We start from the raw sequence: 14,371 nt of genomic DNA on the forward strand, positions 1-14,371 counted from the left end.
TCGTCGCACGGGTCGGGGGGTAACAACCAGCCCGGGTGCGGCGATCTTGTCGCGATCACTGCGTCTGACCGGAGAGGGAACCCCGATGACCACTATGAAGACCGACCCGTCTGTCCGTACCGCCCCGCGAGTGCGCGGTCGAGCGGCCCGGCTCGCCGGCGCCGCCACCCTGTTCGCGCTGGGGTGCGCGCTCTCGGCCTGTTCGGTGTCGATCGGCGGTGATCCGAAGATCGCCGAGGCCGACCTGGAGAAGTCGGTGTCGCAGACGCTGGCCGACGAGGTCGGGCAGACCCCCGATTCCATCGACTGCCCGGGCGATCTGAACGGCAGCGTCGGCACCACCATGCGCTGCACGCTGAGCGCCGGCGGCGACACCCTCGGGCTGACCGTCACGGTGACCGGCGTCGACGGCGACACGGTGAACTACGACGTGCAGGTCGACGAGCAGTAGCCGGTCCCCAAAGGCGCGCTGGGCCGATCGGGGGGATCGGCCCAGGACGTCGGTGTTCGGTGCCGGGTCAGCTGGCGTAGGCGCGGAGCCGGTCGGCCCGCTCGCCCTTGCGCAGCTTGGTCATGACCTCGCGCTCGATCTGGCGGACCCGCTCGCGGGAGAGCCCGAAGAGCTTGCCGATCTGGTCGAGGGTGCGCGGCTGGCCGTCGTCGAGGCCGAAGCGCAGCCGGATGACCTGCTGCTCGCGCTCGTCCAGGGTGGCGAGCACGCTGCGCACGTCGTGGTGCAGCAGCCCGGCGATCACCGCCGACTCGGCCGAGGTGGCCTCGGAATCCTCGATGAAGTCACCGAGCGGGGCCTCCTCGTCGTTGCCGACCGGCATGTCCAGGCTCACCGGATCGCGGCTGTGGTCCAGCAGGTCGGCGATCTTCTCCACCGGGATGCCGGACTCGGTGGCCAGCTCGGCGTCGGTGGCCTCGCGGCCCAGCTGCTGGTGCAGCTCGCGCTTGATCCTGGCCAGCTTGTTGACCTGCTCCACCAGGTGCACGGGGAGCCGGATGGTGCGGCTCTGGTCGGCCATGCCGCGGGTGATGGCCTGCCGGATCCACCAGGTGGCGTAGGTCGAGAACTTGAAGCCCTTGGCGTAGTCGAACTTCTCCATGGCGCGGATCAGCCCGAGGTTGCCCTCTTGGATCAGGTCGAGCAGCGGCATGCCGCGGCCGGTGTAGCGCTTCGCGAGGGAGACCACGAGCCGCAGGTTGGCTTCCAGCAGGTGCGAGCGGGCCGCCTGGCCCTCCCGGACGACGACCGCCAGATCACGCTTGCGCGTGGCGGAGAGCCGCTTGCCGGTCTCCAGCAGGTGCTGCGCGTACAGACCCGCCTCGATGCGCTTCGCCAGCTCCACCTCGTCGGCCGCCGTGAGCAGCGCCGTCCGGCCGATTCCGTTCAGGTACACACGGACCAGGTCGGCGGCCGGGCTCTGGGCGTCGATATCGGCATCGCTGGGGCGCACACGAGTCGTGGCGGGGCTTGTCATGACTTGCCTCCTGTCGGTGGTGTCTCACTCCGGTCAACGGAACCGACAGTGAGAAAGTTCCCGGGGACCGCCCGGGTAAACAGCCTCTGGCCTGCGCTTTCCATCACCTTCGGCTGAGAAGTTCCTGAGAAGGGCACCCCGCCGCGAACGCCTGTGCGTGGCTACGCAGGCACCACCAGACCGTGCCGGACCAGCCCCGTCACCAGGGTCAGTACCGCGTTCGCGAACTCCGGGGTCGTCTCGCCCGGGCCGTGCGCCAGGGCGAGCAAATCCGTCAGATCGGACAACGCCGGACCGTCCGGGCGCATTCCCGCGAGCAGCGCGATCCCGGCCTCGTCCAGCTCGTGCTGCCAGCGCGGACCGTCGCCGCGGTGCACCCGCGCGACCAGTGGTTCCCAGCCCTCCGGGCCGGGCAGCGCGACGCGTTCCAGCGCGGTGGCGCCGGGGACCAGGAAGCGCGCGTTCCAGGCGAGCCCCGGATCGGCGGCGACGGCGCGCAGCCAGGCGGAGCGCTCGAAGTAGGCGGTGGCCTCCGGGCCGAGCGGGTCGTCGAAGCCGTGCGTGAGGTCCTCGGCGAGCAGCTCGGTGGGGCCGTCGACGGCGCGCAGGTAGACGAAGCCGAAGCCGATCCCGGTGACGCCCTCGGACTCGAGGACCGCCAGCCAGTTCTCGGCGCGGCGCTGCGCCTCCGGCTCGCGCGGGTCGAGCCCGGCATCGCGCAGCCAGGTGCCGACGTAGAGCGCGGGGTCGGCGACATCGCGCTGCACCACCCAGGCGTCCACCCCGTGCGCGGGCAGCCAGGACGCCACCCTGGCCCGCCAGTCCTCGTCCGCGCGGTGCACCCAGGCGGCGAGCAGCGACGCGGTGCCGCCGGGGGCGAGAAGCTCCGGCGCGGTGGAGATCACCAGCTCGCTGGCGCCGTCCAGGGCGAGCCCGGAGTCGCGGTAGGTGTGCTCGACCCGGGCCGGGCCGACCACGAAGGGCGGGTTGGCCACGATCCGGTCGAAGCGCCGCCCGGCCACCGGCTCGAACCAGGAGCCTGCGAGCAGCTCGACCTCGAGGCCGTTGAGCGCGCAGGTGGCGGCGGCCAGCGCGAGCGCGCGCGGGTTCACGTCGGTGGCGGTGACCGAGGTGGCGTAGGAGGCGGCGTGCACGGCCTGTACGCCGCAGCCGGTGCCGAGGTCGAGCACGGTGCCGGTCGGGTCGGTGGGGGTGGCGCGGAGCAGCGAGAGCGAGGCGTGGCCGACGCCGAGCACGTGCTCCTCGGGGAGGGTGCGGCGGCGCATGGAGTCGTCCAGATCGGAGACGATCCAGCGGGTGCCCGCGCCGGCGTCCAGCGGACGCAGGTCGAGCGCCGCGCGCACCGTCTCGCCGTTCCGCTCGAGCAGCCCGGCGGCGACCGCGGCGGTGAGCTCGACCGGGGCCAGCGCGGTGGCCGCCGCGGCGGCCGGGACGTCGTCGTGCAGCAGGAAGAGCGCGATCAGGGTGCCGAGGTCGCCCGCGGCGCGGGCCGCGCGGCGCACCGGGACCGGCTCGGAGCGGCCGAGCGCGGCATGCGCCTCGGCACCGAGCACGGCGAGCAGGGTGTCGGCGTCGTAGCCCGCCCGCTCCAGCGCGGTGCGCAGGGCGGGGCAGAGCGCGACCAGCGGCGCGCCGGGGGTGTCGGTGCGAACGGCGAGGGAGTCAGGGGCGTCGGGCACGCCGCTACTCTGCCAATCGCCGGTGCTCAGATTCCGTTCGGGTCGCGGGCGGTGAGGCAGTAGGGGTAGCCGTCCGGGTCGGCCATGACGATCCAGTGCTCGAAGCGCTCCACCACCGTGGCGCCGAGTTCGGTGTGGTGCTCGGCGGCGGCCGCCGGGTCGGAGGTGGCGAAGTCGAGGTGCGCGCTCGCGGGGCGATCCTCGTCCAGCCGCTGCAGCAGCAGGTCGTAGCCGAGCCCCGGCCTGCCGCGCAGCACGGCGAACTCGGGGCGGCGGCCGACCCGGTAGGGCAGCCCGGTGAGCTTGCGCCAGAACTCGGTCTCGCGCTCGATATCGCTCGCCCCGATATCCAGGCAGATCTGGTCCAGCCGGGTGCTGACGCCGCCGGGGCCGGTGACCGGCGGGCGCGCGCCGGGCTCGGCCCGGCCGTCGGGGGTGAGGCAGAAGGTGAGCCCGGCGGGGGAGCGGAAGACGGCGTAGTCGGGGTGCTCCAGCACCAGCGCGGCGCCGAGCCGGGTTGCGGTCTCCCGGCCGCCCGGCACGTCGGCGACGTCCAGGTCGAGGTGCACGCGGCCGCCGTGCGGCACCGCCTGCATCTTCAGCGTGCCCGGGCCGGCGGCGGGCTCCAGCGTGACGAATTCGGAGACCGCACCCCGCTTCGCGGAGACGGTGGTGCCGGTGACCGCCGCCCAGAACCGGGCCGAATCGTCGAACCGCTCGACCGGGCGGTCGAGAAAAGCCCAGACCCACTGGATCATTCGCTGCTCCTCGCCTCGATTCGCTCCGACAGTAGAGCGGCGGCGCGGACGCTGTCGACCCTGGCAGGATTTCGACGCAACCTGGCAGAACGGCCACTCGCGGGCGCGCGTCGCCTCCGGCAGGATCTGCCGGTGACCTCACTGCGTACCGCCCGCCGCCCGGACGCCCCGGGCCGGTGGCCGCACCCCGCGTGGACGGTGGCCGCCGTCGGGTTCGTCGCGCTGATCGGCGCCGCCGCCTTCCGCTCGGTGCCCGGCGTCCTGCTGGATCCGCTGCACCGGGAGTTCGGCTGGTCGCACGGAACGATCGGCGCCGCGGTCTCGCTGAACCTGCTGCTCTACGGGCTGATCTCGCCGTTCGCGGCGGCGCTCATGGACCGCTTCGGCATCCGGCTGGTCGTCGCCTGCGCGCTGGTGCTGGTCGCGCTCGGCAGCGGGCTCACGGTGTTCATGACCCAGCCGTGGCAGCTGGTGGCGACGTGGGGGCTGCTGGTCGGGGTCGGGGTGGGCTCGATGTCCATGCCGTTCGTCGCGACCATCACCTCGCGCTGGTTCGTCCGGCACCGGGGGCTGGTCACCGGGGTGCTCACCGCGGCGGGCGCGACCGGGCAGCTGGTCTTCCTCCCGCTCATCGCCGGACTGGCCGACCGGCACGGCTGGCGGCTGCCCGCGCTGGTGGTGGCCGCGGTCGCGCTGGCGGTGGTGCCGCTGGTGCTGCTCTTCGTCCGGGACTACCCGAGCGATGTCGGTCGGCTCGCCTACGGCGCGTCGGAGGGCAGTACGGCGGGCACCAGGGTGGCGGTCGCGGGCGGTGCGCTGCGGGCGGTCGCGGTGCTGGGCCGGGCGGTGCGCGAACCCGGTTTCTGGCTGCTGGCCGGTGGCTTCGCCATCTGCGGCGCCTCGACCAACGGGCTGGTCGGCACGCACTTCGTCACCGCGGCGCACGACCACGGCATGCCGGTGACCACCGCGGCCGGGCTGCTCGCCCTGGTCGGGGTTTTCGACGTGGTCGGCACGATCTGCTCCGGCTGGCTCACCGACCTGGTGGATCCGCGGCTGCTGCTGGTCGGCTACTACAGCCTGCGCGGGCTCTCGCTGCTGATCCTGCCGCACCTCTTCGCGCCGCAGACCGAGCCGAGCATGTGGGTCTTCGTGATCTTCTACGGGCTGGACTGGATCGCCACCGTGCCGCCAACTGTCGCGCTCTGCCGGGAGATCTTCGGCGACGACGGGCCGGTGGCGTTCGGCTGGGTCTTCGCCTCGCACCAGGTCGGCGCGGCCGTCGCGGCCGTCGGCGCGGGGGTGGTCCGCGACCTGCAGGGCAGCTACACGGCGGCGTGGTACCTGGCGGGCGCGCTGTGCGGGCTGGCGGCGGTCTTCTCGATCTTCATCGCGCGCCCGCCCGCCGCCTCACTCGACGGCGCGGTGCGGCCGTGATTCCAGTGCCGGGCGCGGGCGATCCCAGCGGCTCGGCTCGTCCTTGGTGCGCGGCGGGCGGTCGTTGGCGATGAGCACCGCGATCCACGGCAGCGGGATGGAGACCGCGATGATGAGCAGCGAGATCAGCGCGTTGCTCCACAGCGAGTAGGCCAGGGCGGCGCCGAGCAGGCACGGGATCCGGAACGCCATGATCATGGTGTATCGGCGCACCCGGGATCGGTGCTGGTCCTCCAGCGAGGGCGCGGCCTCGGTGATCAGCACCGGGTGGTCCGCGCCGGAGGTGAAGAAGCCGCGCGACCTCTTCCGGGTGGAGTCGGGGTCGGCGGGCTGCTCGGTGCGGCGCTCGTCGGCGTCTCGGTGGTCGCCGTGCTGGTGCATATGTTCGAGTGTTGCACTGTTCGCCGCCGCGCGCATCGGCCGGGGTGGCGGATGTGCGGCATCATGGAGGGCGTGAGTACTGACACCCTGGTGCGGCCGGACACCACCACCGACGAGACGACCGCCGACGACACCCCCAAGTTCTTCCACTACGTGAAGAAGAACAAGATCGCCGAGAGCGCCGTGATGGGCACGCACGTGGTCGCGCTCTGCGGCGAGGTGTTCCCGGTGACGCGCTCCGCCAAGCCCGGTTCGCCGGTCTGCCCGGACTGCAAGAAGGTCTACGAGCAGCTGCGCAAGGGCGACTGAGCCCCCTGCTCTCCGGGCCGGTGCGATCAGGCGCCGGTCGGTTCGGCGTGCCCCGGTGCGATGTCCGCCGGTCGTTCGGCGCTGTTCGGGCTGAGCGCTGCCGCGCCGGGGCGTGGGGGCGATGCCTCGTCCGATCGCAGGGGCGCTGCCGCGTCGGCCTGCCGCTGCGGGGCGGTCGTCGCGCCGGGCTGCGCGGATGGTGCCGCGTCCGGCGGCGGGTCCGACGCCGCGGCCGGACCCGGCTCGTCAGCACTCCGCCGATCGGGCTGCCGGGCCCGGGTCCGCTCCTCGCGGCGCCCACCGGGGCGCGGGCGCTGCACGATGCCGTCCCCGAGCACCCGGTGCGCCAGCCACTCTCTGGTCCGGTCCAGCCGCGACCCGCGCGCGGGCCACAGTTCCTGCACGGCGGCGTTGAACTCGGCGCCGAGGATCACCGCGAAGCCGAGGAAGAACGTGAAGAGCAGGAAGGCGATCGGGGTGGCGAGCGCGCCGTAGCTCACCCCCGTCGCGGTGATCCAGCCCAGGTACCGGCGCAGGATCTCGCTCGCCGCCATGAAGAACACCCCGGCCACCAGGGCGCCGCCGAAGAGCCGCAGCCAGGGCAGCGAGCGGTGCAGCGCCAGCTTGTAGAGCGTGGTCAGCCCGATGATCAGCAGCAGCCCGACGCCCGGGTAGTAGAAGCCGTCGAGCAGCCGCAGCCCGGGCTCGCGCCAGCCGTCCGGCAGCGCCCGCCCGATGATGACCGGGCCGAGCGCCACCAGCGGCAGGATGAAGACCGCCGCCACCAGGAACAGCACGTAGAGCAGCAGCGCGAAGATCCGCTGCCAGACCGGGTGCCGCGCCTCGTGCTGGTCGTGCGCCTCCACGATGGCGTCGACGAAGGTCGCCATCGCCGACGACCCGGCCCAGAGCGAGAGCACGAAGCCGAACGACACCACCGCGCCGCGGCCGCGGCCGAGCACGTCCTGCACCGTCGGCTCGATCAGCTCCTCCACCACCGACGGGCTGAACAGGTCCCGGCTGAAGGCGATGATCTTGCCCTCCACGATGTCGACGGTGTCCGGGCCGAACCAGCCGCCGACGTAGCCGAGGCTGCCGAGCACGCCGAGCAGCAGCGGCGCGAGCGACAGCGTCTGCCAGAAGGCCGCGGCCGCCGACTTGGCGAAGATCGACCCGTCCCAGCTCTTGACCGCGGTGCGCACGACCAGCCGCAGCGCCTGTTTGCCCGCGTGCCGCAGCCACGCGCGGACCGGCGCGGCGCCGGCGCCGGGCTGCTGCCCGGTTGCCGGGGGCGTGCCGGAGCCGGTGGGCGGGGTGTCGGTCATGGTCCTAATAGCATTACTCACCGGTCGCTCGCGCACCGGACCGGCGGGGCATCCGGGTGGTGAATCCCGGGTGGGGGCGGCGGCTGTGACGGATATCGCCCGCCGCCGCGTCGGTTTGGCGACACGCCGCGAGCGGCCGCTAGGGTCTAGAGGTGACCTTGTCAGGTGGTGCCGCGGCAACGGCCGGAGCGACGGCGTCCGGGGCACCGGGCGGCGCGGGCGCGCTCCGGGCCTGGCAGCGGCGCGCGCTGACCAAGTACCTGGCGGGCAAGCCGCGCGATTTCCTCGCGGTGGCGACGCCGGGCGCGGGCAAGACCACCTTCGCGCTGCGGGTGGCGGCCGAGCTGCTCGCCGACCGCACCGTCGACCAGATCACCGTGGTCGCGCCGACCGAGCACCTGAAGCACCAGTGGGCACAGGCCGCCGCCCGCTCCGGGATCGCGCTGGACTCGCGCTTCTCCAACACCACCGGCGGCACCTCCGGCGATTACCACGGCGTCGTGGTGACCTACGCCCAGGTGGCCGCGCACCCGTTCAAGCACCGGGTGCGCACCGAGAACAAGCGCACGCTGGTGATCCTGGACGAGGTGCACCACGCGGGCGACGCCAAGAGCTGGGGGGAGGCCGTCGCCGAGGCGTTCGGCGACGCCACCCGCAGGCTGGCGCTCACCGGCACCCCGTTCCGCAGCGACGACAGCAAGATCCCGTTCATCGTCTACGAGCCGGACGAGTCCGGCTTCGACCGCTCCCGCGCCGACCACTCCTACGGCTACGCCGACGCGCTGGCCGACGGCGTCGTGCGCCCGGTGGTCTTCCTCGCCTACAGCGGCGAGGCGCACTGGCGGGACAGCGCCGGCGAGGAGTACAGCGCCCGGCTCGGCGAGCCGCTGAACGCCGAGCACACCGCGCGCGCCTGGCGCACCGCACTGGACCCGGCGGGCGACTGGATGTCCAAGGTGCTGCAGGCCGCCGACACCAGGCTGCGCCGGCTGCGCGCCTCCGGCATGCCGGACGCGGGCGGGCTGGTGATCGCCACCGACCAGGAGCGCGCCCGCGATTACGCCGAGCTGCTGGAGCACATCTCCGGCCGCAGACCCGCGCTGGTGCTCTCCGACGACCCGACCTCCTCGGCCCGGATCGGCAGCTTCGCCGCGAGCGACGAGCCGTGGATGGTGGCGGTGCGCATGGTCTCCGAGGGCGTCGACGTGCCCCGGCTCGCGGTCGGCGTCTACGCCACCAGCGCCGCCACCCCGCTGTACTTCGCCCAGGCCATCGGGCGTTTCGTGCGTGCCAGGCAGCCGGGTGAGACGGCCAGCGTCTTCCTGCCGTCGGTGCCGGTGCTGCTCGACCTCGCCGCCCAGCTCGAGCTGCAGCGCGACCACGTCATCGGCAAGCCGCACCGGCAGGCCGAAGGGCTGGAGGACGCGCTGCTCGAGCAGGCCGACAAGCAGCAGGACGAGCCGGGAGAGGAGGAGAAGCCGTTCGTCGCGCTTGCCGCCGACGCCGAGCTGGACCAGGTGATCTACGACGGCTCCTCGTTCGGCACCGCGACCTTCACCGGCAGCGCGGAGGAGGCCGACTACCTCGGCATCCCCGGGCTGCTCGATGCCGAGCAGATGCGCGCGCTGCTGCGCGAGCGGCAGTCCAAGCAGGTCGCCGGGCGCTCGGCCGCCGCGCCCGTGATCCCCGACCCGGCCCCGCAGGCCGCCGCGGCCGCCGACCGCGTCGCCACGGCTGGCAAGCTCGGCGAGCTGCGCCGGGAGCTGAACAGCCTGGTCGCCATGCACCACCACCGCACCGGCAAGCCGCACGGCGTGATCCACGGCGAGCTGCGCCGCGAGTGCGGCGGCCCGCCCACCGCGCTGGCCAGCGCCGATCAGCTGCACGAGCGGATCGCGGCGCTGCGCCGCCGGTGATATCGGGGTATCGGCGCACCCCGCGGTTCAGCCGTCAGTGGCCGTGCGCGCGGTTCAGCACGGCACGTTCGGTGCCGGGCTCCACCACGACGAACTGGCCCATCATGCCGATGTCCTCGTGCCAGAGCAGGTGGTAGTGGTACATGTACGGGACCGCCGGGTCGGCGTAGTCGGCGAAGCGGAGGGCGAGCCGGAACCGGACGTCCGGGGCAGGTAGACGGTGTCCTTCCACCCGGCGAGCTGCGGCGGCGGTGGCCGCCCGCCGATGCGGATCCATCAGCCTGCCGTTGATCAGGAAATCGCGCAGCTCCATCCGGCGGGTCACCGGGGCGCCGGGCGCGGTGAGCGGTTCCATCCACGCCAGCCGGTCCGGGAGCGGAGCGGACGCCCGCAGGTCGGGGGCCGCGCGCAGCAGGAGGATGTCGAGGGTGTCCGCGGCGCCGGACTGCCGGGCGACGGTGGGCGTGACCCCGAGGTCATGGGGGAAGGACCGGAGCACGGCCGTCTCCCCGGCCGCCATCGGCACCACGATCTCGGCGCGCTCACCCGGGCTGAGCAGGATCCGCGTGCTCTCGACCGGGGCACCGAGCAATCCGCCGTCGGTGGCGATCAGCGCGAACCGGCGGTCGGCGGCGAAGCCGAAGGCGTAGCAGCGCGCGGTCGAGGCATTGATCAGCCGGAGCCGGACGAGCCGGGTCCGGACGGTCAGCACGGGCTCGGCCGTGCCGTTCACCAGGATGGTGGAGCCGAGCATGCCGATCTCGGTCCGCGCGCCCTCGGCGAACCGCCCGACCGGGCCGAAGGTCTTGTCCTGCACGATGACCGGGATGTCGTCCACCCCGTACTCGCGCGGCAGGGCGAGCGCGGCTTCCTCGTCGTCATCGATCAGGAAGAGCCCGCCGAGCCCGCGATAGACGTGCCGCTCCGTCGCGCCGTGCGGATGCGGGTGGTACCAGAGCGTGGCGGCGGGCTGGCGCACCCGCCAGCTCGGCGCCCACCCGGCTCCCGGTGCGACCGGCTGGTGGGGGCCGCCGTCCGCGGCCGCGGGCAGGTGCATGCCGTGCCAGTGCAGGGTGGTCGCCTCGTCCAGCTCGTTGCGGAACTCCACCCGGACGGACTCGCCGCGCCGCGCCCGCAGCGTCGGCCCGAGCAGCGGGCCATCGACGCCCAGCTCGGGGTCGGGCCCGCGCCGACGATGGTGCTGCTCCCCGCGCGGGCGACGAGGGAGAAGACGGTGGTCTCGCCGTCGCGGCTGCTCCGGGCGAGCGGCGGGACGCGCAGCGGGTTCCGGAAGTCGACGGCGCCGGTGGTGTCGAGCGGCGGCACCTCGTCCCGGCCGCAGCCGGGCACGGCGGTGGCGACCGCCAGCGCGGCGCCGAGCCCGAGCAGCTCGCGCCGGGTGCGGCCGCTCACACCGGGCCGGAGCTGTCCGCACAGGCGCGCAGTGCCTGCTCGAGGCCAGGGTGGGTGAACTCGAAACCCGCCTCGGTCAGGCGCCGTGGGACCACCCGCCTGCCGCCGAGCAGAATGTCGGCCCCGGCGCCGAGGAAGACCCGCGCGACGATCGGGCGGGTCCGGCGCGGCGGCGGGGCGCCGGTCACCAGCGCCAGGCTCTGCGCGAACTCCGCACTGCGGACCTGTTGCGGCGCCACGAGATTGTAGGCTCCGCCGTATACCGGCACCGCGAGCGCCGCGAGCACGAAGGCCACCACATCGGCCAGGTGGATCCACGGCAGCCACTGGGTGCCCGGCGCGAAGTAGGCGACCTTGCCCTTGCGCGCATCGGCCAGCTGGTACTCCAGCCCGCCGCCCGCGGCCAGGACGAAGCCGAGCCGCATGAGCACCACCCTGACCTCCGGGCCCGCCTCCGCCGCCGCGGCTTCCCAGGCGTGCGAGCCGCGCGCGTACTCCCCGTCGAGCGGCGCCGTCGTCTCGGTAACGGGGTCGTCGGCCGGTGCGCCGAAGCCGTAGACCCCTCCGCGGCCCCCGGGGTGAGCGCGCGAGCCCGCTGTGGATCGCGGGCGAGCACGGTGACCCGGTGCCCGTGTGCCAGGAGCGCGGGCACGACCGCCCGTCCGATGAGTCCGGTCGCGCCCGTGACGGCGGTCCGTTCGGTCATTGTCCGTGTCCTTCCGGTTCCGCCGTCAGCTGGGGCAGCTGCGACAGGATCTCGTCGAGCCAGTCGATATCGAGCTGGAGCCGGCGAATCGTGTGCTCGAAGATGTGTTTCTCCATGGCGCCGAGGTAGGGGTCCGCCTCCGCGCGGAGGTGCCGCATGGTCTGCAACTGGTGTGCCAGCGCGGAGCGCCGGTCGGTCAGTGCCGCCCGCGCGGTCTCCTCGCGCATGCCGGGCACCTGGCCGAGCGCCAGGTCTACCGGGTCGGGAATCAGCTTGCCGTCGCGGAGCGTGCGCGCCCGCAGCACCTCGAGCTCATGCCGCCCGTCCTCGGTGATCTCGTACACCGTGCGCGGCGGCCGCTTGCCCTCCTGCTCGACCCGCAGCTGCCGGACCAGCCCCTCGCCGTCCATGCGCTGCAGCACGCCGTACAGCGACCCGGGTTTGACGTCGGTCCACAGGTCGAGGTGGTCGATCTGCGCCGAACGCCGAATCTGGTGGCCGTGCATCGGCCCGCGCCGCGCCAGGACGCCGAGGACGAACAATCGAGCGGAACTCACCGCCACATCGTATTTGATTACTCACATGTGAGCAATCGGATCAGAGCACCTGGGTCAGGACGGCGGGGTGAACCAGTCGCGGGCGTCCAGCTCGTCCAGCGGAATCCAGCGGCGCGGGGCGGCCGGGGTGTCCGGCGCGGCGGCGGTGGGGTCGAGGAAACCGCCGATGCGCAGCGCCAGCGCGGGCTCGGCGTCGACCTGCCGCGCCACCTCGTAGCAGAGCGCGAGCAGGTGCACGCAGCGCGCGCGCCGCGCGGAGCAGGAGCAGTCGGTGGCGGCGAGCACCGGCGCCGGATCGAATCCGGCCGCGCGCAGCGCCGCGTGCGCGTCGTCGCCGAGCAGCGCCGGGTCGGGGACCAGCCCGGCCACCGCCGCCACCGCGGCCGGGCCGGGCGCCGCGACCTCCAGGTGCGTCACCGACGCCTGCCCGCCGCGCTGGATGGTGGCCCGCACCACCCTGCCCTCGATCACCGTGCGCACCCCGCTGTTGCGGGCGATGCTGCGGGCGCGCGGCAGCAGCGGCTCCGGACGGGTGCTGCGCAGCGGCTCGGCGAGCCGCACCCAGTCCATGCCCCAGCGGGTGTAGCCGAACTCGTTCTCCGCCATCAGTACCCACCCCGCGAGCGGCGCAGGATCGCCATGAGCCCGGCGTCGTCGAGCCGGGCCAGCGCCGCGATCCCGGCGCCGTCGCCGAGGTCGGTGAGCGCGGCCTTGCGGTCGTGCAGCCGGGCGATGTGCTCCTCCAGGGTGGTCGCGGTGGTGAGCGTGGTGACGGTGACCGTGCGGGTCTGCCCGATCCGATGCGCCCGGTCGGTCGCCTGTGCCTCCACCGCCGGGTTCCACCAGCGGTCCACGTGAACGACGTCGGCGGCGCGGGTCAGGGTGAGCCCGGTGCCCGCCGCGCGCAGGCTCAGCACCAGCACCGGTGGGCCGTCCGGCTGCTGGAAGTCCCGGACGATCCCGGCGCGCGCACCGCGGTCGAGCCCGCCGTGCAGGAAGGGGACGGCGAGCCCGAAGGTCTCGGCGAAGTGCCGGACCAGCAGCTCGCCCGCGCCGCGGTACTGGGTGAAGAGCAGGGTCGGGGCGTCGTTGGCCAGGTTGGCGGCGACGATGTCGGTGCAGAGGTCGATCTTGCCGGAGCGCCCCGCGATCTCGGTCAGGTCGCCGGTGCGCAGCCCCGGGTGGACGCAGACCTGCTTCAGCGCGGTGAGCGCCGCCAGCACCCGGCCGTGCCGCCGCAGCCCGGTGCCGAAGCCGGTGTCCTCGGCCTCGTCCAGCACCCGGTCGTAGAGCGCGGCCTGCTCGGCGGTGAGGTCGCAGAGCAGGTCGGTGTGGATCTTGGCGGGCAGCCCGGCGGCCACCTGGGACTTGCGCCTGGCCAGCAGCACCGGCTCCAGCGCGTCCCGCAGCCGGGCCGCCGCGCCCGCGTCGCCCTCGGCGATCGGCCGGGCGAAGCGCCGCCGGAAGCGGCTGCGGTGGGTGAAGAGCCGCGGCGCCACCAGGTGCAGCAGCGCCCAGAGCTCGTCCAGGTCGTTCTCCACCGGCGTGCCGGTGAGCGCGACCCGCGCGGCGGTGTCCAGCCCGCGCGCCGCCACCGCGACCTGGGTGCGCGGGTTCTTGAGCGCCTGCGCCTCGTCGAAGACCACCGTCTCCCAGCGGAATCCGGCCAGTGCGCGGTGGTGCAGCCGCAGCGTCGGGTAGCCGGTGACCAGCACCGTGCCCGGCCCCGCCACCGGCGCGCCGCCGCGCCACGCCCGCGCCGTCAGCTCGGGGGCGAAGCGGGTGATCTCGTGAATCCAATTGCCCACCAGCGAGGTCGGCGCCACCACCAGGTTCGGCCCGCCCGCCCGGTCGGCCAGGAAGCCGATGGCCTGCACCGTCTTGCCGAGCCCCATCTCGTCGGCGAGCACCGCGCCGCCGTGCGCGGCGACCGTCTCGTGCAGCCAGCCGATGCCGCGGGCCTGGTAGGGGCGCAGCTCGGCGCGCAGCCTGCCCGCGAGCCGCGCGGAGAGCGCCGCGGTCTCCCGCGCGACGGCGAGCGCGCGCTCCGGGGCGAGCACCGCGGTGCCGGTGGCGTTCGGCACGGCGTGCGCCGCGGGCGGCAGCGCCGGCGCGGCGGCCGGGTCGGCGATGGCGGTGGCCCAGGCCGCGTGCGACGGGGCGCCGGTGCGCGGGTCGGCGGCGAACTCGGCCGGGGTGAGCAGCGCGCACGGCACCTCGGTGACCGCGAGCCCGTCCGGGCCGGGCAGCACCAGCGGCAGCGTCTCCCGCTCGCCGGGGCCCGGCGGGGCCGCGCCGGGGCCGCCGGACCAGGTCCACAGCGCGACGAGGTGGCGGTCCGGGAGGTAGGTGGCCTGGAGTGCGGACAGGGCATTGCCCCTT

Annotated in this window: 15 protein-coding genes and 1 pseudogene; 5 read left to right on the plus strand and 11 right to left on the minus strand. The window is 74.1% G+C overall.

Annotation, left to right across the window (positions count from 1 at the left end; translation table 11 throughout):
- The first annotated feature begins 85 nt into the window (after window positions 1-85).
- The gene (locus NH2_RS19820; RefSeq protein WP_084505705.1) at window positions 86-451 is read left to right on the plus strand and encodes a DUF4333 domain-containing protein; all 366 of its coding nucleotides are present in this window, start codon (window positions 86-88) and stop codon (window positions 449-451) included.
- A gap of 67 nt (window positions 452-518) precedes the next feature.
- On the opposite strand, the gene NH2_RS19825 is transcribed toward NH2_RS19820, so the two are convergent.
- From NH2_RS19825 to NH2_RS19835, 3 genes are all read right to left on the minus strand, one after another.
- Window positions 519-1,487: a sigma-70 family RNA polymerase sigma factor gene (locus tag NH2_RS19825; RefSeq protein ID WP_067656353.1), complete on the minus strand. Its 969-nt coding sequence runs from the start codon at window positions 1,485-1,487 to the stop codon at window positions 519-521.
- Window positions 1,488-1,648: 161 nt separating this feature from the next.
- A complete protein-coding gene (locus tag NH2_RS19830) occupies window positions 1,649-3,187 on the minus strand; it encodes a DUF7782 domain-containing protein (protein ID WP_174552851.1) in 1,539 nt (512 codons plus the stop codon).
- Between the two features lie 26 nt (window positions 3,188-3,213).
- Complete coding sequence (locus NH2_RS19835; protein ID WP_067656355.1) at window positions 3,214-3,945, minus strand: VOC family protein; 732 nt, start codon at window positions 3,943-3,945, stop codon at window positions 3,214-3,216.
- A gap of 132 nt (window positions 3,946-4,077) precedes the next feature.
- Here NH2_RS19835 and NH2_RS19840 point away from each other — a divergent pair, with 132 nt between their 5' ends.
- The gene (locus NH2_RS19840) at window positions 4,078-5,382 is read left to right on the plus strand and encodes an MFS transporter (protein WP_067656356.1); all 1,305 of its coding nucleotides are present in this window, start codon (window positions 4,078-4,080) and stop codon (window positions 5,380-5,382) included.
- Here the strand turns inward: NH2_RS19840 and NH2_RS19845 are convergent.
- Window positions 5,356-5,763, minus strand: coding sequence for a DUF3099 domain-containing protein (locus NH2_RS19845; RefSeq protein WP_084505706.1), 408 nt, complete (start codon window positions 5,761-5,763; stop codon window positions 5,356-5,358). The genes NH2_RS19840 and NH2_RS19845 overlap by 27 nt on opposite strands.
- A gap of 72 nt (window positions 5,764-5,835) precedes the next feature.
- On the opposite strand from NH2_RS19845, the gene NH2_RS19850 reads away from it, so the two are divergent.
- Window positions 5,836-6,072, plus strand: a complete 237-nt coding sequence (locus NH2_RS19850) for a DUF3039 domain-containing protein (RefSeq protein WP_067656785.1) — start codon at window positions 5,836-5,838, stop codon at window positions 6,070-6,072.
- Window positions 6,073-6,098: 26 nt separating this feature from the next.
- Here NH2_RS19850 and NH2_RS19855 read toward each other — a convergent pair whose 3' ends face one another.
- Window positions 6,099-7,397 (minus strand): YihY/virulence factor BrkB family protein, encoded by a 1,299-nt coding sequence (locus tag NH2_RS19855; RefSeq protein WP_084505707.1) that lies wholly within the window; start codon window positions 7,395-7,397, stop codon window positions 6,099-6,101.
- Between the two features lie 158 nt (window positions 7,398-7,555).
- Here NH2_RS19855 and NH2_RS19860 point away from each other — a divergent pair, with 158 nt between their 5' ends.
- Window positions 7,556-9,313: a DEAD/DEAH box helicase gene (locus NH2_RS19860; RefSeq protein WP_245650689.1), complete on the plus strand. Its 1,758-nt coding sequence runs from the start codon at window positions 7,556-7,558 to the stop codon at window positions 9,311-9,313.
- Between the two features lie 34 nt (window positions 9,314-9,347).
- On the opposite strand, the gene NH2_RS19865 is transcribed toward NH2_RS19860, so the two are convergent.
- On the minus strand, window positions 9,348-10,748 hold the full coding sequence (locus tag NH2_RS19865) for a multicopper oxidase family protein (protein WP_245650668.1): 1,401 nt from the start codon (window positions 10,746-10,748) through the stop codon (window positions 9,348-9,350).
- A complete protein-coding gene (locus tag NH2_RS29915; RefSeq protein WP_245650690.1) occupies window positions 10,723-11,151 on the minus strand; it encodes a DUF1731 domain-containing protein in 429 nt (142 codons plus the stop codon). The genes NH2_RS19865 and NH2_RS29915 overlap by 26 nt, the downstream gene beginning before the upstream one ends.
- On the opposite strand from NH2_RS29915, the gene NH2_RS30210 reads away from it, so the two are divergent.
- On the plus strand, window positions 11,150-11,284 hold the full coding sequence (locus tag NH2_RS30210) for a hypothetical protein (protein ID WP_281202046.1): 135 nt from the start codon (window positions 11,150-11,152) through the stop codon (window positions 11,282-11,284). The genes NH2_RS29915 and NH2_RS30210 overlap by 2 nt on opposite strands.
- A gap of 28 nt (window positions 11,285-11,312) precedes the next feature.
- On the opposite strand, the pseudogene NH2_RS29920 reads toward NH2_RS30210, so the two are convergent.
- From NH2_RS29920 to NH2_RS19885, 4 genes and pseudogenes are all read right to left on the minus strand, one after another.
- Window positions 11,313-11,432 (minus strand): annotated as a pseudogene (locus NH2_RS29920) (NAD-dependent epimerase/dehydratase family protein); the annotation flags it as partial.
- Window positions 11,429-11,989: a PadR family transcriptional regulator gene (locus tag NH2_RS19875; RefSeq protein ID WP_157103877.1), complete on the minus strand. Its 561-nt coding sequence runs from the start codon at window positions 11,987-11,989 to the stop codon at window positions 11,429-11,431. The pseudogene NH2_RS29920 and the gene NH2_RS19875, both read right to left, overlap by 4 nt.
- A gap of 54 nt (window positions 11,990-12,043) precedes the next feature.
- Window positions 12,044-12,595, minus strand: coding sequence for a hypothetical protein (locus NH2_RS19880; RefSeq protein ID WP_067656367.1), 552 nt, complete (start codon window positions 12,593-12,595; stop codon window positions 12,044-12,046).
- Entirely contained in the window at window positions 12,595-14,358 is a 1,764-nt protein-coding gene (locus NH2_RS19885; protein WP_067656787.1) for a DEAD/DEAH box helicase, read from the minus strand. Before NH2_RS19885 ends, NH2_RS19880 begins: the two co-directional genes overlap by 1 nt.
- Window positions 14,359-14,371: the final 13 nt, after the last annotated feature.

Source organism: Nocardia harenae NBRC 108248 (assembly GCF_001612885.1).
GTDB lineage: Bacteria > Actinomycetota > Actinomycetes > Mycobacteriales > Mycobacteriaceae > Nocardia > Nocardia harenae.